The organism is Mesorhizobium sp. B2-4-13, from assembly GCF_006658535.1.
Classification (GTDB): Bacteria; Pseudomonadota; Alphaproteobacteria; order Rhizobiales; family Rhizobiaceae; genus Mesorhizobium; species Mesorhizobium australicum.
The window spans coordinates 280,349-305,109 of record NZ_VFVB01000002.1; the positions used below are offsets into that span (position 1 = coordinate 280,349).

At 63.0% G+C, this 24,761-nt stretch carries 24 protein-coding genes, 1 tRNA gene and 1 pseudogene; 17 read left to right on the top strand and 9 right to left on the bottom strand.

The genetic code is table 11. The features are described 5' to 3' along the window. Positions 1-15: 15 nt before the first annotated feature. Complete coding sequence (locus tag FJ936_RS05525; RefSeq protein ID WP_140790929.1) at positions 16-1,551, top strand: MFS transporter; 1,536 nt, start codon at positions 16-18, stop codon at positions 1,549-1,551. 39 nt (positions 1,552-1,590) lie between these two features. Here FJ936_RS05525 and FJ936_RS05530 read toward each other — a convergent pair whose 3' ends face one another. Together FJ936_RS05530 and FJ936_RS05535 are read right to left on the bottom strand one after the other, a co-directional pair. Continuing rightward, the gene (locus FJ936_RS05530) at positions 1,591-2,367 is read right to left on the bottom strand and encodes an alpha/beta hydrolase-fold protein (RefSeq protein WP_140790930.1); all 777 of its coding nucleotides are present in this window, start codon (positions 2,365-2,367) and stop codon (positions 1,591-1,593) included. A 3-nt stretch (positions 2,368-2,370) separates the two neighbouring features. Then, positions 2,371-3,537, bottom strand: a complete 1,167-nt coding sequence (locus FJ936_RS05535) for an ATP-grasp domain-containing protein (protein ID WP_141906213.1) — start codon at positions 3,535-3,537, stop codon at positions 2,371-2,373. Positions 3,538-3,938: 401 nt separating this feature from the next. Here FJ936_RS05535 and leuA point away from each other — a divergent pair, with 401 nt between their 5' ends. The 4 genes from leuA to FJ936_RS05560 all read left to right on the top strand — a co-directional run bounded on the left by leuA (position 3,939) and on the right by FJ936_RS05560 (position 9,432). Then, positions 3,939-5,678, top strand: a complete 1,740-nt coding sequence (leuA, locus tag FJ936_RS05545) for a 2-isopropylmalate synthase (protein ID WP_140790934.1) — start codon at positions 3,939-3,941, stop codon at positions 5,676-5,678. A 218-nt stretch (positions 5,679-5,896) separates the two neighbouring features. Beyond that, positions 5,897-7,672: a hypothetical protein gene (locus tag FJ936_RS05550; protein WP_140617646.1), complete on the top strand. Its 1,776-nt coding sequence runs from the start codon at positions 5,897-5,899 to the stop codon at positions 7,670-7,672. A 237-nt stretch (positions 7,673-7,909) separates the two neighbouring features. Then, on the top strand, positions 7,910-8,710 hold the full coding sequence (locus tag FJ936_RS05555) for an alpha/beta fold hydrolase (RefSeq protein WP_140790936.1): 801 nt from the start codon (positions 7,910-7,912) through the stop codon (positions 8,708-8,710). Between the two features lie 107 nt (positions 8,711-8,817). Further along, the gene (locus FJ936_RS05560) at positions 8,818-9,432 is read left to right on the top strand and encodes a hypothetical protein (protein ID WP_015316007.1); all 615 of its coding nucleotides are present in this window, start codon (positions 8,818-8,820) and stop codon (positions 9,430-9,432) included. Here FJ936_RS05560 and FJ936_RS05565 read toward each other — a convergent pair. Beyond that, on the bottom strand, positions 9,416-10,345 hold the full coding sequence (locus FJ936_RS05565) for a metallophosphoesterase (protein WP_140713562.1): 930 nt from the start codon (positions 10,343-10,345) through the stop codon (positions 9,416-9,418). The genes FJ936_RS05560 and FJ936_RS05565 overlap by 17 nt on opposite strands. A gap of 53 nt (positions 10,346-10,398) precedes the next feature. Between FJ936_RS05565 and FJ936_RS05570 the strand changes: the two genes are divergently transcribed. Continuing rightward, positions 10,399-10,896 (top strand): NUDIX domain-containing protein, encoded by a 498-nt coding sequence (locus FJ936_RS05570; RefSeq protein ID WP_015316005.1) that lies wholly within the window; start codon positions 10,399-10,401, stop codon positions 10,894-10,896. Here the strand turns inward: FJ936_RS05570 and FJ936_RS05575 are convergent. Next, a pseudogene (locus tag FJ936_RS05575) lies at positions 10,897-11,887 on the bottom strand (glutathione S-transferase family protein). 267 nt (positions 11,888-12,154) lie between these two features. Here FJ936_RS05575 and FJ936_RS05580 point away from each other — a divergent pair. The 5 genes from FJ936_RS05580 to FJ936_RS05600 all read left to right on the top strand — a co-directional run bounded on the left by FJ936_RS05580 (position 12,155) and on the right by FJ936_RS05600 (position 15,810). Next, positions 12,155-12,679 (top strand): N-acetyltransferase, encoded by a 525-nt coding sequence (locus tag FJ936_RS05580; protein WP_015316003.1) that lies wholly within the window; start codon positions 12,155-12,157, stop codon positions 12,677-12,679. A gap of 84 nt (positions 12,680-12,763) precedes the next feature. Continuing rightward, positions 12,764-13,525: a 3-hydroxyacyl-CoA dehydrogenase gene (locus FJ936_RS05585; RefSeq protein ID WP_015316002.1), complete on the top strand. Its 762-nt coding sequence runs from the start codon at positions 12,764-12,766 to the stop codon at positions 13,523-13,525. A 111-nt stretch (positions 13,526-13,636) separates the two neighbouring features. Beyond that, positions 13,637-14,398: a HugZ family protein gene (locus FJ936_RS05590; protein WP_140790940.1), complete on the top strand. Its 762-nt coding sequence runs from the start codon at positions 13,637-13,639 to the stop codon at positions 14,396-14,398. Positions 14,399-14,569: 171 nt separating this feature from the next. Then, positions 14,570-14,914 (top strand): metalloregulator ArsR/SmtB family transcription factor, encoded by a 345-nt coding sequence (locus tag FJ936_RS05595; protein ID WP_015316000.1) that lies wholly within the window; start codon positions 14,570-14,572, stop codon positions 14,912-14,914. A 101-nt stretch (positions 14,915-15,015) separates the two neighbouring features. Continuing rightward, positions 15,016-15,810, top strand: coding sequence for an RNA methyltransferase (locus FJ936_RS05600; RefSeq protein WP_140790942.1), 795 nt, complete (start codon positions 15,016-15,018; stop codon positions 15,808-15,810). A 46-nt stretch (positions 15,811-15,856) separates the two neighbouring features. On the opposite strand, the gene FJ936_RS05605 is transcribed toward FJ936_RS05600, so the two are convergent. Continuing rightward, entirely contained in the window at positions 15,857-17,011 is a 1,155-nt protein-coding gene (locus FJ936_RS05605; protein WP_141906214.1) for a hypothetical protein, read from the bottom strand. Positions 17,012-17,167: 156 nt separating this feature from the next. Then, the gene (locus tag FJ936_RS05610; RefSeq protein ID WP_224583420.1) at positions 17,168-17,704 is read right to left on the bottom strand and encodes an EipA family protein; all 537 of its coding nucleotides are present in this window, start codon (positions 17,702-17,704) and stop codon (positions 17,168-17,170) included. Between the two features lie 385 nt (positions 17,705-18,089). On the opposite strand from FJ936_RS05610, the gene FJ936_RS05615 reads away from it, so the two are divergent. Together FJ936_RS05615 and FJ936_RS05620 are read left to right on the top strand one after the other, a co-directional pair. Next, on the top strand, positions 18,090-18,719 hold the full coding sequence (locus FJ936_RS05615) for a histidine phosphotransferase family protein (RefSeq protein ID WP_015315996.1): 630 nt from the start codon (positions 18,090-18,092) through the stop codon (positions 18,717-18,719). 247 nt (positions 18,720-18,966) lie between these two features. Beyond that, positions 18,967-19,335, top strand: coding sequence for a response regulator (locus FJ936_RS05620; protein ID WP_015315995.1), 369 nt, complete (start codon positions 18,967-18,969; stop codon positions 19,333-19,335). Between the two features lie 123 nt (positions 19,336-19,458). Here FJ936_RS05620 and ctrA read toward each other — a convergent pair whose 3' ends face one another. Continuing rightward, positions 19,459-20,154 carry a cell cycle two-component system response regulator CtrA gene (gene ctrA / locus FJ936_RS05625; RefSeq protein ID WP_006203583.1) on the bottom strand — a complete coding sequence of 232 codons (696 nt, stop codon included), beginning with the start codon at positions 20,152-20,154 and terminating at the stop codon, positions 19,459-19,461. Between the two features lie 451 nt (positions 20,155-20,605). On the opposite strand from ctrA, the gene FJ936_RS05630 reads away from it, so the two are divergent. Together FJ936_RS05630 and FJ936_RS30825 are read left to right on the top strand one after the other, a co-directional pair. After that, positions 20,606-20,983: a flagellar export protein FliJ gene (locus tag FJ936_RS05630; RefSeq protein ID WP_140617636.1), complete on the top strand. Its 378-nt coding sequence runs from the start codon at positions 20,606-20,608 to the stop codon at positions 20,981-20,983. A 315-nt stretch (positions 20,984-21,298) separates the two neighbouring features. Next, a complete protein-coding gene (locus tag FJ936_RS30825) occupies positions 21,299-21,496 on the top strand; it encodes a hypothetical protein (RefSeq protein ID WP_246671857.1) in 198 nt (65 codons plus the stop codon). A gap of 177 nt (positions 21,497-21,673) precedes the next feature. On the opposite strand, the gene FJ936_RS05645 is transcribed toward FJ936_RS30825, so the two are convergent. Next, complete coding sequence (locus FJ936_RS05645; protein ID WP_006203587.1) at positions 21,674-21,949, bottom strand: DUF1153 domain-containing protein; 276 nt, start codon at positions 21,947-21,949, stop codon at positions 21,674-21,676. Between the two features lie 283 nt (positions 21,950-22,232). Here FJ936_RS05645 and mnmA point away from each other — a divergent pair, with 283 nt between their 5' ends. Further along, positions 22,233-23,423 (top strand): tRNA 2-thiouridine(34) synthase MnmA, encoded by a 1,191-nt coding sequence (mnmA, locus tag FJ936_RS05650; RefSeq protein WP_041163680.1) that lies wholly within the window; start codon positions 22,233-22,235, stop codon positions 23,421-23,423. Positions 23,424-23,479: 56 nt separating this feature from the next. On the opposite strand, the gene FJ936_RS05655 is transcribed toward mnmA, so the two are convergent. Further along, the gene (locus FJ936_RS05655; RefSeq protein WP_015315992.1) at positions 23,480-24,445 is read right to left on the bottom strand and encodes a Gfo/Idh/MocA family oxidoreductase; all 966 of its coding nucleotides are present in this window, start codon (positions 24,443-24,445) and stop codon (positions 23,480-23,482) included. A 239-nt stretch (positions 24,446-24,684) separates the two neighbouring features. Between FJ936_RS05655 and FJ936_RS05660 the strand changes: the two genes are divergently transcribed. Continuing rightward, positions 24,685-24,761: transfer RNA gene (locus tag FJ936_RS05660), tRNA-Met, on the top strand.

Consider the following 24,761-nt stretch of genomic DNA (forward strand, 5'->3'; position numbering starts at 1 on the left):
AGATAGGAAAAACCCATGACCTTGAAGACCGCCACCGGCCCGGCCGAGCGATGGCTCGTGCTCCTGTCGGTATGCCTCGCCGCTATGACGATGCCTCTGACCTTCACCGGCCCGGCCGTCGCGCTCTCCCGCATCGCGGCCGATCTCGGCGGCAGCCCGATCGCGCTCAACTGGGTGACCAACGCCTTTATGCTGACCTTCGCCGCCAGCCTGATGGCGGCCGGAGCGCTGGCCGATAATCATGGCCGCAAGCGGATCTTCCTCGTCGGTCTCGCCCTCTACATTATCGCCTCGCTCGGCGCGATGCTGGCGTCCGACATCACCAGGTTCGACGTCTTCAGGGCCGCGCAAGGGCTCGGCAGTGCCTTGGCCTTCGCCGGCGGCGCCTCCGCACTTGCCCAGGAATTCGAGGGACCATCGCGGCTGCGCGCCTTCTCCTTTCTCGGCACCAGTTTCGGCATCGGGCTGGCCTTCGGCCCGATCGCCTCCGGCCTGCTCATCGCCGCCTTCGGCTGGCGGTCGATCTTTGTTCTGGTGATGGCGCTCGCGGCTGCCTCGGCAACCCTCGGCCTGCGCACCATCAGGGAATCGCGTGATCCGGATGCGACCGGCCTCGACTGGGCGGGCGCCACCACGTTCACCTTCGCGCTGGCCTCGCTGACCTATGGCGTGCTCCAGGCACCCCAGAGCGGCTGGACCGACCCGCTGGTGGCAACGCTTCTCGGCGTCGCCGTCCTTTGCTTTGTGCTGTTTGTCGTCGCCGAGCGGCGCGTGCGCCGGCCGATGCTCGATCTCACCCTGTTTCGCTTTCCTCGCTTCGTCGGCGTCCAGTTTCTTGCGGCGGCGCCCGCCTATGGCTTCGTCGTCCTGCTCGTACTTTTACCGATCCGCTTCATCGGCATCGAGGGGATGAGCGAGATCAAGGCCGGGCAATTGATGATCTGCCTCTCCGGACCGTTGTTGTTCCTGCCCTTGCTCGCCGGCCAGCTGGCGCGCTGGATCGCTCCGGCCACGATCTGCGGCGTCGGCCTGCTCGTCGCGGCGGCCGGCCTGGTCTGGCTGAGCCTGACGCCCCCGGTTGAGGTTGCGCTGGTCGCGCCACTGATCCTGATCGGCGTCGGCATCGCCTTGCCTTGGGGGTTGATGGACGGGCTCGCCGTCAGCGTCGTGCCGACGGAGCGGGCCGGGATGGCGGTCGGCATCTTCAACACCACCCGTGTCGCTTGCGAAGGTGTGGCGCTGGCCATCGTCATGGCAACGCTGTCAGGCTTCACCGCCGCGCAACTCGCCGCTCGGGGCGCTGCGCCTTCCAGCGACGCGGCCGCCGCGGCGCAACTGCTGGTGACCGGCAATGTCGGTGGAACCGTGCACCATTTGCCGGCGGCCGGCGCCGCCGTGCTGGTCGATGCCTACGAAACGGCGTTCGACAGGCTACTGATCGTGCTGGCGGCAATCACCATCGTCACCGCCCTCGTCGTCTTTCTCGGCCTGCGCCGCGGATCCGCGGCGCAGCACCAGACCGCACCCCTGCCGGCCTGCCAGGAAGGGTAGGCGTCAGCCATTCGCAGGCCAGCTGAATATCAATGCACCTTAGTCCAGCCTGTGCATCAGATCGTCATCCAGCCAGCGGCCGAAGAAATAAACCAGCTGCTTGTGCCACCACGGCCAGTCATGGCTGACGTCGCCGCCCCAATAGTCGACCCAGGCCGGAATGGATTTGTCGCGCAGGATCTGTTCCAGCTGGCGGGTCTCGACCAGCATGCGCTCTTCCCATGCGCCCTGCCCGCAGCAGAAGATCAGCCTGAGCGCCTTCAGCCGCGCCAGTAGTTTCGGGTCGACGATCCCTGGCAGATAATCGAGCGGCGAATTGTAGAAGATGTCGCCGTCGAGCGCCTTGCCGAAGAAATCGCGGGCCGAATAGACACCCGACAGCGAGATGACGCCGCTGGCGAGCTCGGGAAACCGGAAGACGAAGTTCGAGGAATGGTAGCCGCCCATCGAACAGCCCGAGAACAGCGGCTTCAACCGCCGTCCGCCATTGGCCTGCGCGGCGGTTTCCAGGAATTCCGGCAGCGCCTCCTCGCGCAGATAGCGGAAATAGGCCTCGTGCCGGTCGATGCGATGCGCGGCATCGACATTCCTGGCGAAGAAGGATTCTGTATCGATGCCGTCGACGGTGAACAGCTGGATGCGGCCGGTATCGACGAACTCGGCGAGCGCCCCCACTCCGCCGGAATCCTCGAACTGGTAGAAGCGGCCCTGCGAGGTCGGGAACACCACGACCGGCCGGCCGGCATGCCCGTAGCGCTTGTACTCCATGTCGCGGCCGAGATTGCGGGCGAAGACCTTGTGATAGGAAATGTCCATGCCTCAAGCCTTTTCGGCGTGGATATAGGCCACCGCCTCGCGCAGATCAGCCTGATCCTTCGAGCGCATCTGGTAGGCGTAATTTCCCATGGCCCGGCTGAAAACCTCTTCTATCGGCTGATGATGGACGATCTTGTCGCGGTGGGCGGCTAGCACGTCCGCATGGCTGTGCAAATAGTCGAGGTGGCGCTTGCGGCTGGCATAGGCGGTGAAATACTTGCCCTCATAAGGGCCGCCGGCAGCATCCTTGACCACCATGTCCGCCCATGCCGCGTAGACATCGATGTCGAACGTGTAGTTGATCGCGTCCGTCATCCAGGCGCCGGGCGGCCGCATGTTGACCTCCAGCGCGATGATGCGGTCGTCCCTGGTTTCGAACAATTCGATATGGAAAAAGCGTTCGCGCACGTCGAATGCTTTCAGGATCTTGCGGCCGGCCTCCTCTACGGCGGGCCTGATCCGGGGAAAGCAGGTGTAGCTCATGTGGCGGTCCTTGTTGACCACGTCCATGACGCTCTGGTCGTAGCGATGGCTGGCCGCCAGCACCACCTCGCCGTCGCGGTTGATCAATCCGTCATAGGTCACCACCAGCCCTTCGATGAACTGCTCCATGACGAAGGTCACGTCCTCCGGCTTGTCCCGGAAGAACTGGTCGAGCTCTTTCGCATTGGAGATCTTGAACGTGTTCGAAGCGCCGGAGCCCGAATCCGGCTTCACCACCACGGGGTAGCCGACGCGGCGGATAAAGGTCATGGCGCCGGCCCGGTCGGAGCATTTGCGCTGGGCGATCGTCTCGACACCGCTCTTGCGGAAGAAGGCGCGCATGCGGCTCTTGCGCTTCAGATTCTTCACGAAATCGAGCTTGGTGCCGTAGATGTTGAAGTCGGTGCGGATGTTGGCTTCCAGCTCCAGCCAGTGCTCGTTGAGCGATTCGAACCGGTCGATGCGGCCCCATTTGTGGATGAAATGGCCTATCGCCCGGAACACCGGCTCGTAATCCTCCATGTCGGCGACGCGGTAGTATTCCGAAAACGCCTGCTTCAGCTTGCCGTCGAGCGCATCATAGGGCGCATCGCCAATACCGAGCACGGTCGCGCCGGCCTTCTTCAGCCGGTCGCAGAAATCGGCGCCATTGGCGGGAAAATGCGGCGAGAAGAACACGAAATTCATGAACGCCCCCTGCCGACGGCACCCCGCCGGAAGCCAAGTCTGGCGCATTTGCGGCGCGCGGGGAAGAGCATCCGCGTTAAGATAAAATTCGACGGGGGCCGGCCCGCTTGCCTCCAACAGGCCGCTCCTGTATGAGAGCGGCCATGAACACGCGCCCCACCACCGCTTCCCGTCAGACCGGCTTTGCCGGCGAGACCGTGCGCGCGCTTGCCTCGACCCTGCTTCTTCTCGGCCTTATCGGCGATCGCCGGGTTCGCTGAAGGAGCGCCCGGCGGTCGAACCGCCGCGCAAGCGCATGCTCCTTGGCAAATCATATCAAGCGAACGAAATTCTGGTAAAGGCGCCGCTTGGCTCCACATCCGCCTGAAAGGTGGACCCGCCAGCCGCCGGGAGAAACAACGATGAACGCACGAGAAGACATCCGCGCCAGCGAGGCCGCGACCGGCAAGCAAGTTGGCCGGGGCATGCCGGACGCAGCCCGCAAATATCAACCCTACCCGACCGTCGGCCTCACCGACCGGACCTGGCCCTCGAAGGTGATCGACAAGGCGCCGATCTGGTGCTCGGTCGACCTGCGCGACGGCAACCAGGCGCTGATCGATCCGATGGGCCACGAGCGCAAGGCGCGCATGTTCGGCCTGCTGCTCGACATGGGCTTCAAGGAAATCGAGATCGGCTTCCCCTCGGCTTCGCAGACCGATTTCGACTTCGCGCGCTGGTGCATCGAGCAAGGCAACGTGCCGGCCGATGTGTCGTTGCAGGTGCTGGTGCAGTGCCGGCCTGAACTGATCAGCCGCACCTTCGAGGCGCTGAAGGGCGCCACCAACCCGATCGTGCATTTCTACAACTCGACCAGCGAGTTGCAGCGTCGCGTCGTCTTCGAGAAAGATGTCGTCGGCATCAAGCGTATCGCGACCGACGCGGCCAAGATGATCACCGACATGGCTGCCAGGGCCGGCGGCGGCTATCGCTTCGAATATTCGCCGGAGAGCTTCACCGGCACCGAACTCGAGGTCGCGCTGGAGATCTGCAACGCCGTCACCGAGATCGTCAGGCCGACACCCGACAACAAGCTGATCATCAACCTGCCGTCGACGGTCGAGATGTCGACGCCCAACATCTATGCCGACCGCATCGAGTGGATGTGCCGCAATCTCGACAACCGCGAAAACCTGATCATCTCGCTGCATCCGCACAATGATCGTGGCACCGGCATCGCCACCACCGAACTCGGCTTGATGGCTGGCGCCGACCGCGTCGAGGGCACGCTGTTCGGCAATGGCGAGCGCACCGGCAATGTCGACATCGTCACCTTGGCGCTCAACATGTACACGCAAGGCGTCGATCCGGGCATCGACTGCTCCGACATCAACCGGATGAAGGATGTCTACGAATATTCGAACCAGCTGAAGATTCCCGAGCGCCACCCCTATGTCGGCGAACTCGTCTACACTGCTTTTTCCGGCTCGCACCAGGACGCCATCAACAAGGGCATGAAGGCCTTGAAGAAGGCCAACACACCGCACTGGGAAGTGCCATACCTGCCAATCGATCCGGCCGATGTCGGCCGCAGCTATGAGGCCATCATCCGCATCAACTCGCAGTCGGGCAAGGGCGGCATTGCCTATGTGCTGCAGGCCGATTACGGCCTCAATTTGCCGCGCAACCTGCAGATCGAATTCAGTCAGGCTATCCAGGCGATCACCGACGCCGAAGGCAAGGAAGTGCCGGCCAAGCGTATTCATGACCGCTTCCTCGAAACCTATGTCGACCAGCCTGGCGCCCGCCTGAAATTCCTCGATCATCACACTTACCCGGCCACCGAGGTGAAGGGCCGGCGCGTGGTCGAGGCGGTCATCCTCGACAATGGCAAGGAAGTGACGATATCAGGCACCGGCACCGGCCCGATCGACGGCTTCGTCGATGCGCTGTCACGCCATGTCGGCGTCGAGATGTCGGTGCTCGATTATTCCGAGCATTCGATGCAGCGCGGCTCGAATGCGTCGGCTATCTCCTACGTCGAGATGGAATATCCCGGCGGCAAGCTGTTCGGCGCCGGCATCAACACCAACATCGTCGCTGCCTCACTGGAAGCGGTAACGTCAGCGGCCAATCGTATCGTCGGCCGCAACGCGCGATAGTTTACCGTCGGCGCGAGAGCCGGGATTGGCTCTCGCGCCGCCATCCTTCGGGCCTGGATTGCTCCGGCATCCTGGCCATCCTGTCGCGCGCGGCTCATTAACCACCGGGAAAATATCCGGTGGGGTACGCGATCGCATAATGGGTGTGTACTTGTATGGCGGTGCGGGCATTATATGATCCGTGCCTTAACCTGTGCCGACTTCGAGAGGATCGACACTTGCAGCATGCCACGCCTGCCGCCCCCGCAGTGCGCGAAACATTGGAGCGACTGCTTGCCAGCGAAACGTTCGGAAGATCCGAACGGGCACGCAAGCTGTTGCGTTATCTTGTCGAGCGCGAACAGGCAGGCGAAGCCGACAGGCTCAAGGGCTTTTCCATCGCCATGGATGTCTTCGGCAAGGACGGCGATTTCGATCCTTCGACCGATGCGGTGGTGCGGGTTCAGGCCGGCCGGCTGCGCGACTTGCTGCAGCAATATTTCGCCAATGAAGGTGTTGCCGAGCCTGTCCGCATAGCCATTCCGCGCGGCGGCTATGTCCCGGCCTACGAGCTCAATGCGATCCGCTTGCCTGAGACGGCCGAACTCGCCATCCAGACGGGAGCGGCGGCGGCTCCATCGGCGCAACGCGGCACTGCCGAGAGTGCCATTGCGGCCCCTGCCTTACTGGCACCGATGGTTGCGCCGGCGCCGTCGGTGGCACGTCACCTCAGATTCTTCTGGATGGCGATCGCCGTCGTCATCGCCATGCTTGGTGTTCTGATCCTGCGTCAGGGCAGCGGTGCGCTGCTGGCAGGCGGCGACCTTGCGGCCACGCTCGAGACCGCAGGCCTCACCGGCAGCATCGAGCCGTCTCCCGCCAGCGAGGCCTTGCCGCTCGTCTACATCGCCGTCAAGGCCAGTGGCACGGATGCCAGCCGTGTCGCCGCATCGCTGCGCGCCGGCCTGAGCGGTTTCGATACGATCGACTTCATCGGTCGCGACGCGGTCGCCACGACCGATCCGGCCACCAATGCCACAAGCTTCATCTTCGATATTCTGCCTGGGCCGGATACGGGCGAAATCACGATTGAACTGCAGAGCGTGGCGACCGGACGGGTGCTTTTGTCGCGCAACCTGACCGCCGCCGACAGCGCACCGACCGCCGTCGAGAACCGTATAGCCGGCATTTTGACGTCCGCTCTTCCCGCTTCCGGCACGATCTACAGCTATATCGAACAGAGCGGCATTCAGACCGTCCTCACGCAATGCCTGACGCTCAACGACAAATATTATCTCGACCAGAACGCCCGGACCCACGAGGCCGCCTATCGCTGCCTCGAAACCCTCGCCGAACGCGGCGCCAAGTCACCGCTGGTCTACTCGGAACTCGCTTCGCTGCACCTGGAGGCCGTGAACGACCACTACGCCTATCCGCCGGATGCCACGATCGAGAAGGCGATGACATTTGCCCATCGCGCCGTGCAGATGGGACCGACCAGTCCTTATGCGCATCGCTCCTACGGCTACATCAATTCGCGTCTTGGCAACGCTGACGAGGCGCTGCGCTGGATGCGCAAGGCCTATGACCTCAATCCCTACGATCTCGCCATGGCCGCAGCTTACGGCTATGGGTTGATTTTCGCTGGCAGGTATGCCGAGGGGACGCCGATCCTGGCCCAGGCGGTGGACGCCTCCAGCGGTCATCCGACATGGTGGGATTTCGGACTTTTCGCCGGCGAACTCATGCTTGGCGACACGAACAAGGCCGCCATCGCCAGTTCCTCTTTGAGAACAACCGCAACCAAATCGCACTATCTTGCAGCCCGGCTGATCGGTGCCAAGATCGCCGGCCAGGACAATCTGGCGCGCAAGCTGCTCGACGAGCTAACCGCCAAATTTCCGAAATTCACCGCCGATCCGCGCGCGACCTTCATCGACCGGAAATATCCGCCCGATCTGACCGAGCGGCTGGTTGGGGCTCTGCGCGCGGCGGGCCTCGGCAACGCGAGCTGACGTCCCACCAACGGTTGTTTGGACCAACCGAATTGTTGGCCGCCGAAAGCAGGTGGCAAACCCCCGATACGACGGATTTGTCGGCTTTGTCAGGCGACTTCGCAAGGTCGAGAGAGCGCAAACGCCAGTCGTCGCGAAAATTTTACTGGCCATCGTGCTGGACAAGGAGCAATCCAGCCGCATTCCCATCTTCCCGTCCCGTAATCTTCCCGTCCCGTAATAAGCTTTCACATTTCAATGATCGCATCGCTTCACGCCACCGAACAGGGTGCTGGCTCGAAGGCCATCGCCCTGCTGCATGGTTTTGGCGGCTGCCACGGTGTCTGGCACGAAGTGATCCCGTCGCTGTCGCCTGCGGTGCGCACACTCGCTTATGACTTGCCGGGGCACGGGCTGTCGCTCGATTTCCCCGGCGCCGGCCCGGCCAAGGTGGCGGCAAGGGCCGTCCTGACCGATCTCGCCGCGCGATCGGTGAAGCGCGTTCATCTGGTGGGCCACTCGATGGGCGGCGCGGTGGCGACGCTGATGGCACTGGCCGAACCCGAGAGGGTGGCCTCGCTGACACTTCTGGCGCCGGGCGGCTTCGGCCCCGAGATCAACGGCCCGCTGTTGCGCCGCTTTGCCGCCTCATGGGATCCCTCCGACATCCGGGCGTGCCTAAGCGCGATGTCGGGACCGCTGACGCGCGCCGTCGACCGCACCGTGGATACCCTTCGCGACATGCGCGAGCGACCCGGCCAGGTGGAGAAACTCATCGAGATTGCTGCCGCCATGACCAGCGACGACCGGCAGGGCGTCATCCCGCACGACCGGTTGGACACACTGACCATGCCGGTGATGGTGGTATGGGGGAGCAATGACCCGATGCTACCCGTTACCCAAATGGATGGTCTGCCCGCGCGATTTCACGTGCACCACGTGCTGGAGGCTGGCCATATGCTGATCGAGGAGGCGCCCGATCTGGTCGCGACGATCATCCAGCGCAACATGAACTGCCGCGCCAGGCCCTTGCGCCCGAAACTCGCTGCGACCGGCTGAGACGTCCCGCGCGCACCGAGCGGGCGCCTTGCCGTCTTGATCTCGCGAGTGCATTTTGCCTTCGGCTGTGTTAACTGCCTGTTAACCAAACCCGCGAGGCCACGCCGATGAAGGACGCAGGCGAGAAGATCGATCCGTCAAAGAAACTGTCCGATGCCATCCGTGATGTGAAGAATGCCTTCGCTGACCGCGACGATGTCGTCGTCGACATGCGTGAGGCGCACCGCATGCGCCTGGACCTGTTGGCCGCGGACCTCGCGCCCATCTTCGCCGACGTTCCAGCCGACATGGACAATTTCGACTTTGTCGTCTCCTCGGGGCTGCAGCCGCGCCTGTGGATCGACGCCGTCAGCCATGTCGCGATGGGACGCGACCGTCGCACCTACCGCTTCCTCAAGGATACACGCATTGGCCGGGTCGTGCTTGCCGAGTCGACCGAGATGAAGCTGGTCGCCGATTCCGTGACGCGTTATGTGGCCGAGCGCATCGTCGAGCGCCAGAGGATGATGGAAGGTGGCGTCGAGCCGGCGGTCGCCGGCATGAAACGCGCCGAGGTCGCGGAAGCCGAGCCACCGCTGCGAGCATCGACGCAAGGCAAGGGCTGGTCAGCCTTCCTGTCCGGGCTTGGGCTGGTCGCCGCCGGCGCGCTGGTTGGTCTGGCGGTGTCGGCCGCGCTGCTGTGGGACCGCATCTCGGCCATGGTTCTCAACTGGCGGCCATAGCCTCGCCGGGCTCGACCCCGAGTTCGAGGCTCTGCAGATCGGAAGGCGGTATTGAGGGTCCGGTCAGACCGCGCCGCGTCAGGTGGATACGCCAGTTACCCTTTTCGCCGTCGATGTCGAACAGATTGTACTGTGCTGCCGGGTGATTGCCGCCCGGCGCCTGGCCGGCGGCGGCGACCCCGACGACCGGGATCTTTGCACCGCGAAGCCCAATCTGGAACAGCGACGGCAGATGCGAATGGCCGTGCAGCACAAGCTCCGCGCCATGGCGGCGGACGATTTTGTGGAAGCGGGCGATGCCGAACAGCCGCTTGTGCTGGGAGACAGCGCCCCGCAGGGGCGGATGATGGATCATGATCGCACGGAACAGCCCTTGCTTCGCCGTGCTCTCGAGTATCTTGCCGAGCCGAGCCGCCTGCCCCTCCATGAAAAAACCATTGGCCATGAAGGGCGCCGTGGCGCGCGCCGTCGAAACCCCGATCAGCGCGACATTGCCGCGCACGCGCAGATAGGGGAAGGCATTGCGGTCGACCGGCGTGTTGACACCGTCTCCGCTCATCCACGCCGCCCACGACCGGCAGACCTTGTCGAAGGCGCCGGGCACATAGGCATCATGGTTTCCCGGCACCACCGAAACGTCATGCGGTGGCCCCAACGTCTCCAGCCAGTGTTTGGCCATCTCGATCTCACCGTCGAGGGCCAGGTTGACGAGGTCGCCGGTGACGGCGAGATGGTCCGGATTTTGCGCCTTGATATCGGCGACGATGGCGTCGATGACGGCGTCGTGCATGTGGCGGCGGCGGTTGCGCTGCCAGTTGACATAACCGAGCACGCGCTTGGAGGCGAGATCGCGATAGGATACATCGGGCAGCGGCCCCAGATGGACATCGGAAATATGCGCGAGCCTGAACATCCCTCCTTCATAGGCGACGTGCGCGCCCCTTTCCACCCACGGTTTCGCTACTGATGGCGAGCGACGAGGAGGCTCCGTTCCGCCAGACCGGCTGGGCGGGTTTGAGGGCCCGGCTGTTCCATCTCTATTTCGTGCTGCGGCGGCCGATGACGCTCGGTGTGCGCGGCCTGATCCACGATGCCGCCACCAATTCCGTCTTCCTCATCCGCCATACCTATGTGCCCGGTTGGCAGCTTCCCGGCGGCGGCGTCGAGGTCGGCGAGACGATGGCCGAAGCGCTGGCGCGCGAACTTTACGAGGAAGGCAACATCCAGATCACGGACGCGCCGATTCTCAAATCGATGCATTTCAACCGCCGTGCCAGCCGGCGCGACCATGTCGGCTTCTACCTCGTCGAGCACTTCAGCCGCACCGCACCGAAACTGCCAGACCATGAAATCGCCGAGGCCGGCTTTTTCCCGCTCGATCGCCTGCCGGAGGGCACGACGCCGGCAACGCTGCGGCGGATCGCCGAAATTTTCGCCAACGTGCCAGCATCGCCCTATTGGTAGTCAGGCAGCAGCCCTTCCGAACCGCGCCCGATCATGCGGCGCCATAGTCGAGCGTCGGCCCGACCGGCACGATCCGGGTCGGGTTGATGGTCTCGTGGCTGCCGTAATAATGCGCCTTGATGTGGCGCAGGTTCACGGTCCCGGCGACGCCAGGCACGCTATAGAGGTCGCGCAGATAGTTCGACAGGTTCGGGTAATCGGCGATGCGGCGCAGGTTGCACTTGAAGTGTCCGACATAGACCGGGTCAAAGCGCACCAGGGTGGTGAACAGCCGCCAGTCGGCCTCCGTGATGCGATCACCCACCAGGTAGCGCTGCCTGGAAAGGCGATGTTCCAGGGTATCGAGCGCCGAAAACAGCGCGCCGAACGCCTCCTCATAGGCCGCTTGCGTGGTGGCGAAACCGGCTCGATAGACGCCATTGTTGACGGCGGGATAGACCAGCCCGTTGATCGCGTCGATCTCGCCGCGCAAGGCCTCGGGGTAGAAGTCGAAGCTGGCGTCGCCCCATTCGTCGAAGGCCGAATTGAGCATCCGGATGATCTCGGAGGATTCGTTGGAGACGATCGTCTGTTCCTTCTTGTCCCACAGCACCGGCACCGTCACCCGGCCTGAATAGGCAGGATCGGCCTTGGTGTAGATCTGGTGCAGGAAGTCGAGACCATAGAGCGTGTCGCCGGTGGCGCCGTCCTCGGCGAGAAACGTCCAACCGTCCGCGCCCATGAAATGGTGAACCACCGAGACGGAGATGATGCCTTCCAGCCTCTTCAGCGTGCGAAAAATCAGCGTCCGGTGCGCCCAGGGACAGGCGAGTGAGATGTAAAGGTGATAGCGGCCGGGCTCCGCCTTGAAGCCGCGGCTGCGGCCTTCGGCGGGTTTGCCGTCGTGCGTGATCCAGTCGCGCCATTGCGACTGCGCCCGCACGAACTTGCCGCCACTGTTCTTCGTGTCGTACCAGCGATCCTGCCATTTGCCGTCGACGAGCAATCCCATGAATTGTCCTTTCGGGTTTCCCGTCATGTAGGGCGCGATGCGGCAAGGCGGAAAGCATCCAGGGCTGAACAGATCGTCAATCGGTAGTGCCAGCGAACGGGTCGATTGCGGCGGCGCAAAATTGATGCTAGCGGACACTCCGCATGTTCGACTTTGCTTTGATCCGGTTTGACCGACGACGAAAGGGCGCCCGCGCTTGATGAAGCGCTGACTGGCGAATGCTGCCGTTTGCAGCAACCTTTCCTCCTCTACCGGAACGCAAAGACCATGAGCCTTGCCGACGTGAAATACCTGCCGGAAACTCCGGCGCATGACCCTCAAATCGAAGCCATTAACGACGAGGCCTTCGGCCCCGGCCGTTTCGTGCTGGCCGCCTACAAGATCCGCGAGGCCGGCGGCCACGAGCGCGCCCTGTCCTTTGTCGCGGTCGACGGCGACCTCGTCGTCGCCTCGGTGCGCATGACCCGCATAGCGGCGGGGGCCGGCCGGGCGCTGATGCTTGGGCCACTCGCGGTACGGCCGGCCTTCAAGAACCTCGGCATCGGCCGCCGGCTGGTAGCGATCGCGCTGGAGGCGGCCGCCAAGGCTGGCGCGCCGGCCGTCATCCTGGTTGGCGACGAACCTTATTACGGGCCGCTCGGCTTCAAGCGCATCCCCCGTGGTCAGATTTCGATGCCTAGGCCTGTCGACCTCGACCGCCTTTTGTCGCACGAGATCACGCCCGGCGCGGTTGCCAGGCTTTCCGGCGAGGTCGGTCACGCCAGCCAGGCCAGGGCCGCCGAGCACGTCTAGGCGATGGCTTGACCCGGCCTTTCAATCCGGGCCTGATCCGTCCCTGTTTGATAGCAAGCCCATTCTCACGGGAAGGATGACGCCATGAATCCCAGCGGCCAGATAGCAATCGTGACCGGCGGCGGCTCCGGCCTTGGCGAGGCAACCGCTCGTGCGCTTGCCGCCAAGGGAGCCAACGTTGCCATCTTCGATGTCGGCATCGAGCGCGCGGCCAAGGTCGCGGCCGAGATCGGCGGCATCGCCGTCCAGTGCGACGTCGCGAGTGCCGACAGTGCCGTCGCCGCCCTGGCCGAGGCTGCCGCCAAGCTGGGCGAGCCGCGCATCCTGGTCAATTGCGCCGGCATCGCCATCGGCGTGAAGACGATCGGCAAGGATGGACCGCATCCGCTCGACCAGTACCGCAGGGTGATCGAGGTCAATCTGATCGGCACGTTCAACATGATCCGCCTGGTCGCCGACCGCGCCGCGAAACTCGAGCCGCTGCGGGGCGGCGAGCGCGGCGTCATCGTCAACACCGCTTCGGTCGCCGCCTATGACGGCCAGATCGGCCAGGCGGCCTATTCGGCTTCGAAGGGCGGGGTCGTCGGCATGACGCTGCCGGTGGCGCGCGATCTCGCCCGTTCCGGCATTCGGGTCTGCACCATCGCGCCCGGCATCTTCAAGACGCCGATGATGGCCGGCATGCCGCAGGAGGTGCAGGATTCGCTGGGCGCCGCCGTGCCTTTCCCGTCGCGCCTCGGCGAACCATCCGAATATGCCGCGCTTGCCCTGCACATCGTCGAAAACCAGATGCTGAACGGCGAGACCATCCGCCTCGACGGCGCCATCCGCATGGCGCCGAAGTAAGGCGTGTCGCCCCAAGCTGCGAAGCGGTTTGCGCGGGCACCTCCCCTTGCCAAGTCCGGCATCATCGGCTGACAAGTGGAATAGGAAATCAACTTGGCAGGGCGAGAAACCTTGGACGATCGAAAGAAGGGTGTCATCCGCGAGACCGACGCCGAGGCGATCCGCCTGGCGAAAACGCTTCTGCGCAGTGCCCGTTTCGGCGCCCTGGCGGTGCTGGAACCGGGGACCGGGGCGCCGCTGGCGAGCCGGGTCGGCGTCGCCACCGACATTGACGGCGCACCGCTCGTCCTGGTGTCGATGCTCGCGGCGCACACGTCGGCCCTGCTTGCCGATCCGCGCTGTTCCCTTCTGCTCGGGGAGCCCGGCAAAGGCGATCCGCTGGCGCATCCGCGGCTGACGCTGGCCTGCCAGGCCTCGCGGCTGGAGCGCGGCTCGCAGGCCCAAGCTCGCGCCGCGCGCCGCTATCTCAACCGCAATCCCAAGGCGAGCCTCTATGCCGGGCTCGGCGACTTCTCAATCTTTCGCCTCGAGCCGCAGCGCGCCAGTCTCAACGGCGGCTTCGGCAAGGCCTATCTGCTCGACCGGGCCGATCTGGTCACCGCCGGGCCGATTGTCGAAGAGCTCGCGGCGAGCGAACAGTCAGCCGTCGAGCACATCAATGCGGACCATCTCGACGCGATCGCCAACTACGCCCATCATTTTGCCAAGGCGCCAGGTGCTGGCTGGAGCATCGCCGGGCTGGACGCCGATGGCATGGATCTGGTGTCCGGGGACGATGTTTGCCGGGTATTCTTTCCGCAACCACTGGCGACTGCGCAGGAATTGCGTCCCGTTCTGGTTGAAATGGCGAGGGCCGCCAAGGCGGCATCCTAGGCGCAAAGCGAGATTAAATTGCATTTGATCAAAAGCAACGCTTGAGATTTGAAAGAAATGTTCTAGGCTTTAGGTGTGGTGCTGACTCGTCGGCACCTTCACACGTGAATTTATGGATTCAGGCGCCATTGCCCCCATGGCGCCTCGATGAGCAAACAGCATGGGGCATCAATGGTCTCGACAAAGCTAATCGCCAACGCCGAATCAGCTGCCGAATTTCTGATGCTGATGGGCAACGAAAAACGGCTGTTGATCATGAGCTATCTGATCGACGGCGAAATGTCGGTCGGCGCCATCGCCGAAAAGGTGATGCTTAGCCAATCCGCCCTCTCGCAGCATTTGGCCAAGTTGCGGGCGCTGGACCTCGTGGACACCCGCCGCGATCGCCAGATGATCTACTATTCCTGCAAATCCGATGCCGTGCGCGAACTGCTCGCCATGCTGGAAGGCATTTTCGGCGGCGGCAAGGAGGATCTGTCCCAAATGGCGCAGAGGTTGCGCCGCGCCGGGACTTGACCGGAAGCTGCCGCGGTCGTTTACCTCGCTGACGATTTCCGGAGCGTGGTTGGTGTGTCTTTCCCGGCGCACGGACCGCGCTTTCGATTGTTGAGCGGGACATGGACCCAATTCGCATCGACGATCCACGCGATCCGCGCGTCGCAGCCTATCTCGATATTCGCGAGCGCGATCTGGCGGGCCGGCAAGGCCGCTTCGTCGCCGAAGGCAAAGTGGTGCTCGACCTGCTTTTGTCGTCGAGCCGCTTCACCGCCGAATCCATCCTGATCCTGGAAAACCGGCTTGGCGGCCTGGAGGAGGTGCTGCGCAAGGTGCAAGCGGATCTGCCGGTCTACGTCGTCGCCAGCGGGGTGATGGACGCGATTGCCGGATTCCACATGCACCGCGGCATCCTGGCCATCGGCCGCAAGGAGACGCCGCATCCCGCCGGGTCATTGCTGGATGCCTTGCCCGCTCAAGCCCTGATCGTCGTGCCTGTCGGCATCGCCAACCATGACAATATGGGTTCGATCTTCCGCAACGCCGCCGCTTTCGGCGCCGATGCGGTGCTGATGGACGGGACATGCTGCGATCCGCTGTACCGCAAGGCGATCCGGGTTTCGGTCGGCGCCGCGCTCAAGATCCCTTTTGCGTCCTTCACCGACACCGGGGGCTTCACCGCGGATCTCGACCGCCGGGGCTATGACCAGTTCGCATTGTCACCGCGCGGCCGGATCGACATACGCGATGCACGGCGCGGCGAGCGGCTGGCACTCTATCTCGGCACCGAGGGCGAAGGCCTGCCCGAAAGCCTGCTTGCCCGCCTGCAAACCGTGCGGATCACCATGTCGAAGGGCTTCGACAGCTTGAACGTCGCTGCCGCCTCGGCCATTGCCCTGCATCATTTCTCGCGCTGACGATCATGTGAGCCAGGACACGGCGAAAGCGTCAGCCTGCACGGCGTCAGTTGGCTTCTGCTTTCTGCAAGGCGCGCACGCGATCGGCGAGGCTGCGGTCGTTGCCGGCAGAGCGATTGTCCTGCGGCGCGGCGAGCGCCTTGGCGATTGGTGAATCGGGGCCTTCGAGCTTGGCCGTCAGGTGGACCACCTCCGCCGCCAGCTCATTCATCTGCTCGCGCAGCGCGGCACCATTGCCGTTCGTCAAACCCGACGATGCCGCAGCGCCGAGATCCGCCTTGAGGCGCTTGTTCTCGCGCGCCAGCGCCGTCAGCCTGGCCTCCAGCCGTTCGCGGTCGCCGTCAAGCTTGGCAATCGCCCGGTCCAAATCGTCGCGCTTGCCGGCCTCCTCGTGCCGGGCCGGCTCATCTGGCTTGCCGACCAGCCGCAGGGCCGGTGCGCCGTCCTCGGTTTTCGATTTTTCCCGCAACCGCGCCAATTCCTTTTCCCGCCGATCAAGCTTGTCCTCACGGTCGGCGAGCGTTGCGAGCAGCCGCTGGACCTTCTTGTCGAGTTCAGCGGCCCTTTTCTTCTCGGCCTTCAGGGCATCGCGCGCGGCCTTGCTTTCGGCCACGATCTCCTGGCTGCGCCGATCCGCTTCCTTGCGCTGGCCGCGCAGCAGCACGATATCGCTGGCAAGCTTCTGCAATTCGGATTCGCGGGCCACGAGTTCGATCTGGCGGCTGCTGGAGGCAAAACTGGCGTCGTCATACATGTGCTCCAGCTTCTCGAGATCGAGCGCCCGCCTTTCCAGCTTTCGTTCGGTTTCCTTGAGCCGCTCCGAAAGCTGATGCAGTTCCTCTTCGCGCTGTCGAAGCGCTTCGTTCTTGGCGCCGAGTTCGGCGAGCGCGTGGTCCTTGTCCGTGCGCTCGACCGCCAGCGCCTTCAGCGCCTCGCGGCCGCGATTGATCTCGACGAGTTGTTCGGCCGCCTTCTCGCGCAGCGTCTTGACGTTGATTTCGAGGCGCCGCGTCGTCATGGCGTATTCGGCCCGGATCCGGTCCTTGTCGGCCTGGATCTCGGCTTGCGTCAGCGGAATAGAGGCCTCGATGCGCCTGCGGGTCAGTGCGACGGCACGCCGCCAGACGGCGGGAGCCACCATCAGCGCCAGAAAGCCGGCACAGAGAAAGCCGAGGGCAAAGAACAGGACCGACTGAACCAAAGGACTACCCGTTATCGACGACAACTTGGAAGGCTGGACCGTGCCATCTTGGCATGGCGGAAATCCGGCACCGCGGCAAGGGCTTGCCGCGGCCCATTCGGGTCGTCGGTTGAGGAATCCGTTCGAACCGTCCGTGATTCGCTCATATCGGCCGGATCAGAACGGATTCCAGGTCGCCCGCTCGGTCAGTTTCAGGTAGCCCAGATTGACGCCGAGCCGGGCGCCGACGCCGGTACGGATCGGCACCAGCAGCACATTGTTGTTCTTCAGCACGTTAAAGCCGACGCCCGCCACCACATAGGCCGAACCGGCGACGCCGCCATAGCGATTGTAGAGGTTGCCGACATCGTCGAGATTGTAGACCAGCATCATCACGCGTGACCCCTCGCCGCCGAAATCCCAGCCCAGCGACGGGCCTTGCCAGAACACTTTGTGATCGCCGGCATTCTTGGTGTAGAGCGTGCCTTCGCCATAGGTCAGGCCGCCGATCAGCGCACCGGATCCCTCCTCCCCAAGCAGGTAGCCATTGGGCAGACCGTAGGAGGCGAAAATCTTCTCCACGACGGTGGCCAACCCGCCCGACGTCGCGCCGAAGAACTTGTGGCCGGAATCGACAATCTCCTGAGCGGTGTACTCCTGCGCCCGCAGGGGCGATGTCGAGAAGACGAGAACGCCTATGAGCGCGATCGCCATTGAGAGGACACGGAGAAAACTCCGGTCATAGATTCGGGAAAACATGCTTCCAATCTCCGTCATGAAGCACTTTCGCCGACGCCTCGCATCCGTACGGCTCTTTAGGCGGCCGTTAAGGATGACTGTTAGGGGCAAACTATGCCGTAATCCTTTTTCAACCATTAAACTCCCACATGAAGATGGCGGTTCGAAGGCTCTTGGCCGCTCGAGGGGACACGCAGCCTGCGTGAACGCGCCATATGCCATGACGGCAATTTTGGATTTGTTGCTGCACGCACGGGCGCTGTGTATTCAGAAAGCCTTGGGTTGAAGCGTGATTCGTGTGGGCAGGCGCGAAGATCGATCGCTCGGCCGTCAAATGGAAGATTTTGCAGGGATTTCGCCGATGGCCGATCTGTTCACCCTTACCGCTCCCGACCTGGCGGCACTTTTATGCAGCCGCGTCTGCCACGACATCATCTCGCCGGTCGGCGCGATCAACAACGGGCTTGAACTGCTCGACGAGGGCGGCGCCGACGAAGACGCCATGCGGCTCATCCGTCAGAGTGCAAAAAACGCTTCGGCGCGTTTGCAGTTCGCCCGCATCGCCTTTGGCGCGGCCGGCTCGGCGGGCATGATGATCGACACCGGAGATGCCGAGGCCGTCGCCATCGCCTTCCTCAAGAACGAAAAGCCGGAATTGGTCTGGAATGGAACCCGTGCGCTGCTGCCCAAGAACAAGGTCAAGCTGCTGCTCAACCTGCTGCTGGTCGCCAACGCCGCCATTCCGCGCGGCGGCAAGCTGGTCGTGACGCTCGAGAATCTCGAAACCGAGCCGCGTTTTTCGCTTTCGGCAAGCGGGCCGATGCTGCGTGTGCCGCCGAAATTCCTCGAACTGCATTCCGGCCACAAGCCGGAAGAGCCGATCGACGCGCATTCGGTGCAACCTTATTACACGCTGCTGTTGGCCCGCGAGGCCAACATGACGATTTCGATCCACGCGACGCCTGAAGAAATCGTTCTTTCAGTGGCCTGAAAGTCGGCGCCGGCAGCGCGACCAAACGAAGTATTTCAGTCTGAAATATTTCATTGACGCCACAATCGCGGCGCGATGATCTTTGCCCGCTCGTCGACACCGAAGCATCCGCAAGGAAAAACCCGCCGAACGGTTTCTTTGGAAAAATTTTACCTAACGGCTTTTCGGCTTCTTTACCAGATCGGTCTAGGCTGCGCCGTAGATGCCCCGCACGACCGGATCGCCCAAGGGCAAAGAGGACGCGGAAATGAAACGCTGCATGTTCGTCGACGATTCAAGCGTCATCAGGAAGGTTGCAAAACGCATCCTGGGCGGTTCCGACATGATGGTCATCGAGGCGGCCAGCGGGCTTGACGCACTGGAGATGTGCGCCGCCGACATGCCCGACATCATCGTCATCGACGGCGCCTTGCCGGATATGCAGGCGGTCGACCTCATCCGGCGCGTGCGCGCCATGGAAAGCCCGATCCGGCCGCAGATCCTGATCTCGCTGGTCGAACTCGATATCGCGTCGATCATGCGAGCCAAGCGCGCCGGCGCCCAGGGCTATCTGTTGAAGCCCTTCAATCGCCCGCAACTGCTCGAACGTTTTCGCGCCTTGAAAATCGCTGCCTGAACGGAAGCTGTTCCAGGCAAACCGCGCGGTGGTCTGTCGTGTCGCACAAAAACAAATAATTGCTCCACAATGCAAAAAAACCCGGCCAAGCCGGGTTTTTTAGAAGTGCGTTGCCGACTGCGCTCAGGCGCTGACGCGGATATCTTCCGGTTCGCGCAGCACATAGCCGCGGCCCCAGACAGTCTCAATGTAGTTCTGGCCCCCGGACGCGGCGTCGAGCTTCTTGCGCAGCTTGCAGATGAAGACGTCGATGATCTTCAATTCCGGCTCGTCCATGCCGCCATAGAGGTGGTTGAGGAACATTTCCTTGGTGAGCGTGGTGCCCTTGCGCAGCGAGAGCAGCTCCAGCATCTGGTATTCCTTGCCGGTGAGGTGCACGCGCTGGCCGCCGACTTCGACGGTCTTGGCGTCGAGGTTGACCACCAGGTCACCGGTGGTGATGACCGACTGGGCGTGTCCCTTCGAGCGGCGCACGATGGCGTGGATGCGCGCCACCAGCTCGTCCTTGTGGAACGGCTTGGTCATGTAGTCGTCGGCGCCGAAGCCGAGGCCGCGTACCTTGTCCTCGATGCCGGCCATGCCGGAGAGGATGAGGATGGGCGTCTTTACCTTGGAGAGGCGAAGCGTTCTCAAGACCTCGTAGCCGGACATGTCCGGCAGGTTGAGATCGAGAAGGATGATGTCGTAGTCGTAGAGCTTGCCCAGATCGACACCCTCTTCGCCGAGGTCTGTCGTATAGACGTTGAAACTTTCCGATTTCAGCATCAGCTCGATGCTTTGTGCGGTTGCACTGTCATCTTCTATCAGCAGAACACGCATTTCATTCCCCTTTTCTGCCGCCGGACCATTTCACGACCCGTCCTGTCCCGGAGCAGTGGTTGCCTTGTGCAGAGGCTGCCATCGAATGGTTAACAAAACCTAATTTCCCGTCCAATACGGTATCAGATTTTTTAACCCCTTTCTACACCCTCTTGAATCTAATAACGAATCACAGACCAAAATTCCTAATGCAGCACATTAATAACCCGGACTAAGTGACTCCAGGGACTCATCGACGCGGCTTCGCTTCGGCGGCCGGAATTTTTACCCGGCCTTAAGCCCTGACCCGTATGATTAACAATGCCCGTAAACGAATGGTTACCGTCGGCAAAAAACTTTAGGGTTTTGTTTCCCATAGTGCGGGGAAAGCCGGTGGATACGGGCAGCGCTTGGACCTTTCCAGGTGGTTTGGACGATATGTGCGGGTGTGCGTTTCCGGGAGTACCGAATCATGAAGTCACGTGAAAACCTCGTTCGGCTGAAGCAATTTCAGGTGAATGAGAAGCGGCGCCAGCTGCTGCAGCTCGACATGATGATCGCCGAGTTCGAGCGCATGGCCGTCGAATTGGAGCTTCAGATCACCGCCGAGGAAAAGAAAGCCGGCATCACAGATATCAATCATTTCGCCTATCCGACCTTCGCCAAGGCGGCGCGCCTGCGCCGCGACAATCTCAGGAACTCACAAGGCGACCTCGCCCAGCAGCGAAGCGCCGCCGAATCATTACTCGGCGAAGCTGAAGCGGAGCTTTCCAAGGCTGAGATGCTGGAATCGCGCGATACCAAGGTTCGCGAGACCGAAACTGGCGGCCGCAGCGCCATGATCGGCTGAGTCGGCCGACATCGGCGCTATTTGGCGCACAAGCGCGCGCCCTGTCAGGCGACAGCTCGAACCGGCAACAGCAAGCCGCCGCGGAAGCGCTGCTGGCACGCAAGACCTACGCCGCCCAATCCTCCTTTTTGGCGCTGGCCCTCGCCCGGGCATCCCTAATATCAGGCCAGGTCGTGGGCGAGTTCGGTCAGTTCATATTCGACGCGTGGCAAGCGCGCCATTGTGCAGCCGGCCTTTGCGCAGCGCGCAGACCACCAGACCGAGCCATTTGCTGGCCAATAGACCGTTACTCTCCAAGCAGGAGAGATTTAATGGGTGCCATTACCCCAAAATTCAGTTGGCGGACCCGACGTTCTTGTCACCGCTGAATTGCCCGATCCCACGCCGCAGGCCGGCGGCGTGCTGGCGTCACTGCTCAACGTCAACGACGCCGCGCGCGCCGACGCCAGTTCGCGCGATATCAGGGTCGAGCGCATGTCGGTGGTGCCGGACCGCGAGGGCTCGCCGGCTTGATCGACGCGCAAAAGCCTGCCGTCCATGTGGCCAGGACTTTTCCGCTCGACCAGGCGGGAGCCGTCCACGCCTTTCTCGCAACCAAGCCGATCGGCAAGGTAGCGCTGACGGTCTGAGCGGCGACACTGAAAGCAAAGGGCGCGGCATGCCGCGCCCTTTGCTTGTGGTGAGACCGGCCTAGTGCCGGTACTGCTGGATACGCGTGGTGCGCAGCCCGGCAAGGCCATATTCGTCGATCGACGCTTGCCAGGACAGGAATTCCTCCGTGGTCAGCTTGTAGCGCTGGCATGCCTCTTCAAGGCTCAAAAGCCCGCCGCGCACTGCTGCAACAACCTCCGCCTTGCGCCGGATAACCCAGCGACGCGTGTTCGTCGGCGGCAGATCGGCAATCGTGAGAGGGCTGCCGTCAGGCCCGATAACATATTTGACTCTAGGTCTAACCAGATCGGTCATCGTACTCTCTACAAAAAACTCAAAGACCCAATCCCCGCCACGTTACCGCCACAGCTTTAAAAATTGCCTAAGCAGACCCTAATGACTAGGTAAGGATCGTGAACGCCGCGTTAGTCTTTTAGCGGGCATTTGAAATATACGGCCGGAAGCGCCGTTTGAGCCGGGAGAAATGTGCCCGTTCGCAGCGTCCGCCACCCCGGGGTCTTCCTGCAAGCTGGCGCCGCATGAAAGCTTGACCTATATTCTCGACATTGGCATTGAGCTGCCGCGAAATGAAAGCACCATGAACAGTCTCGACCTTCCCACACGTCCCGAAGAGACCCGCGTCGTCGTCGCCATGTCGGGCGGCGTCGATTCATCAGTGGTCGCCGGCTTGTTGAAGCGCGAGGGCTACGATGTCGTCGGCGTCACCTTGCAGCTCTATGATCATGGTGCGGCAACGCATCGGGCCGGCTCATGCTGCGCCGGCCAGGACATCGACGATGCCCGTCGCGTTTCCGAGACGCTGGGTATTCCCCATTATGTGCTCGATTACGAGGAGCGGTTCCGCAAGGCGGTTATCGATCCGTTCGCCGAGAGCTACGTCGCCGGCGAAACCCCCATTCCTTGCGTTTCCTGCAACCAGACGGTCAAGTTCGCCGATCTCCTGGCCACGGCCAAGGATCTCGGCGCCGACGCGCTGGCCACCGGCCACTACATCCGCTCCGGCGCCAATGGCGCTCACCGGGCGCTTTACCGGCCGGTCGATGCCGACCGCGACCAGAGCTACTTCCTGTTCGCCACCACGCAGGCGCAGATCGACTACCTGCGCTTTCCGCTCGGCGGCCTGTCGAAGCCCCAGGTTCGCGCCATCGCCGAGGAGATGGGGCTGACGGTGGCCGCCAAGCAGGACAGCCAGGACATCTGCTTCGTGCCGCAAGGCAAATATTCCGACATCATCGCCAAGCTGAAGCCGACTGCCGCCAACCCAGGCGACATCGTTCATATCGACGGCCGTGTGCTCGGTCGCCACGAGGGCATTCTGCGCTACACGATCGGCCAGCGCCGTGGCATCGGCATCGCGTCCGGCGAGCCGCTCTATGTCGTCCATCTCGACGCCGAGCGCGCCCGTGTCGTGGTCGGCCCGCGCGAGGCGTTGGAGACGCACAAGATCTATCTGCGCAACATGAACTGGCTGGGAGACGGAGGCCTCGCCGATGTGCCCGCCGGCGGCATCGAGCTGTTCGCCAAGGTGCGCTCGACCAGGCCGCCACGGCCGGCCGTGCTGCGTCACGAGGCAGGTGTGGCCTCGGTCGAACTGGCCGACGGTGAATCCGGCATCGCGCCTGGACAGGCCTGCGTGCTCTATTCCGACGACGGCAACGAGGCCCGTGTCTTCGGCGGCGGCTTCATCGTGCGCTCCGAGCGCGGCGCCGAAGCCGAAGCGATGCTGAGCCGGCTGGCCGCGAAGCCGGCGCAAGTTCCCGCCGAGTAGCTCTCCCCTGGCCATCGTACCAGGAGTGCGACGTACCAGTACGACGTAGCCTTCCTTCAGGCCGTGGATTTGGTGTGGGTGACGGTGCCGGCCGTCAGGATGCGCAGCACCCTGATCGCTTCCTCGCCGCTGGTGCGTGGTTCGGCGCGCGTTTCGATGCAGTGGATGAAGTGCTCCAGTTCGCGCGTCAGCGGCATGCCCTGGGCAACCGCGACATAGGACGGCTCATTGGTGGTGAATGCCCACTGGCCGCTGTCCTGCCACACGGCGTGGCGGTAGACCGCAAGCTTGCGCTCCCATGGCTCGACATCGTCGAACACCGCCATCGCCTTGGTTCCGACCACGGTCAGCCGCCGCTCGCGATAAGGGTTGAGCCGCGATGTGAAAAGATGGCTGCGCAGTCCGTTGGGAAAGCGCATGTGCAGATGCGCGAAATCGCTGAGATTGTCGAGGAGTGCCGCTCCCTCGCCGCGCACCTCGATCGGCTCGGTGCCGGTGATGGCCAAGATCATCGACAGATCGTGCGGCGCCAGGTCCCATAGCGCATCGTTCTCGGTATGGAACTTGCCGAGCCCCAGCCGGTGCGAATGGATGTAGCGGACCTCGCCGAGCTCGCCCTTGTCGATCAGCCCTTTCAACGTCTCGAAGGCGGGATGGAAACGCAGGACATGGCCGACCATGAACACGCGGCTATTGTCCTTGGCCGCCTGCACCGAGCGCTCGGCATCGGCCACCGTCAGCGCGATCGGCTTTTCCACCAGCACGTCCTTGCCGTTCTCGACGGCGCGCACGGCAAGATCGGCATGGAACTGCGGCGGCAAGGCCATGATGATGGCGTCGATGTCATCGCGGACGAACAGTTGGTCCGGCTCGATCGCCAGGCAGTCCTGTTCGCTGGCGAAACCTTCGGCGCGAGCCCGATTGGTGTCGGAAACCGCGTGCAATGCGCCGAGCGCCTTGAGGGTGCGGATGTGGTTGGAGCCCCAGTATCCGCAACCGAGGACTGCAATGCGCGGCTTCATCTGTTTCAAACTCTAAAAACTCGTGGCCGAGACATAGCGACGTGCCCCGTCGAACTCAACCCCGGCGGCACCAACCAGCTGTTCGTGCGGCAAAGCTTTTTCCCCATCGAGAATAGCCCTGATATCGAATGCATCGAAGCTTGACAGGCTCGCCCTCCCAACCTTATATCCGCGCGACCTTGGCGAACGCCTCGAAATGCCTTTCGATTTAAGGCGGATTTCGGGCCTGTCGCCGCCCTGGCGGGGTAGCTCAGTTGGTTAGAGCACGGGAATCATAATCCTGGGGTCGGGGGTTCAAGTCCCTCTCCCGCTACCA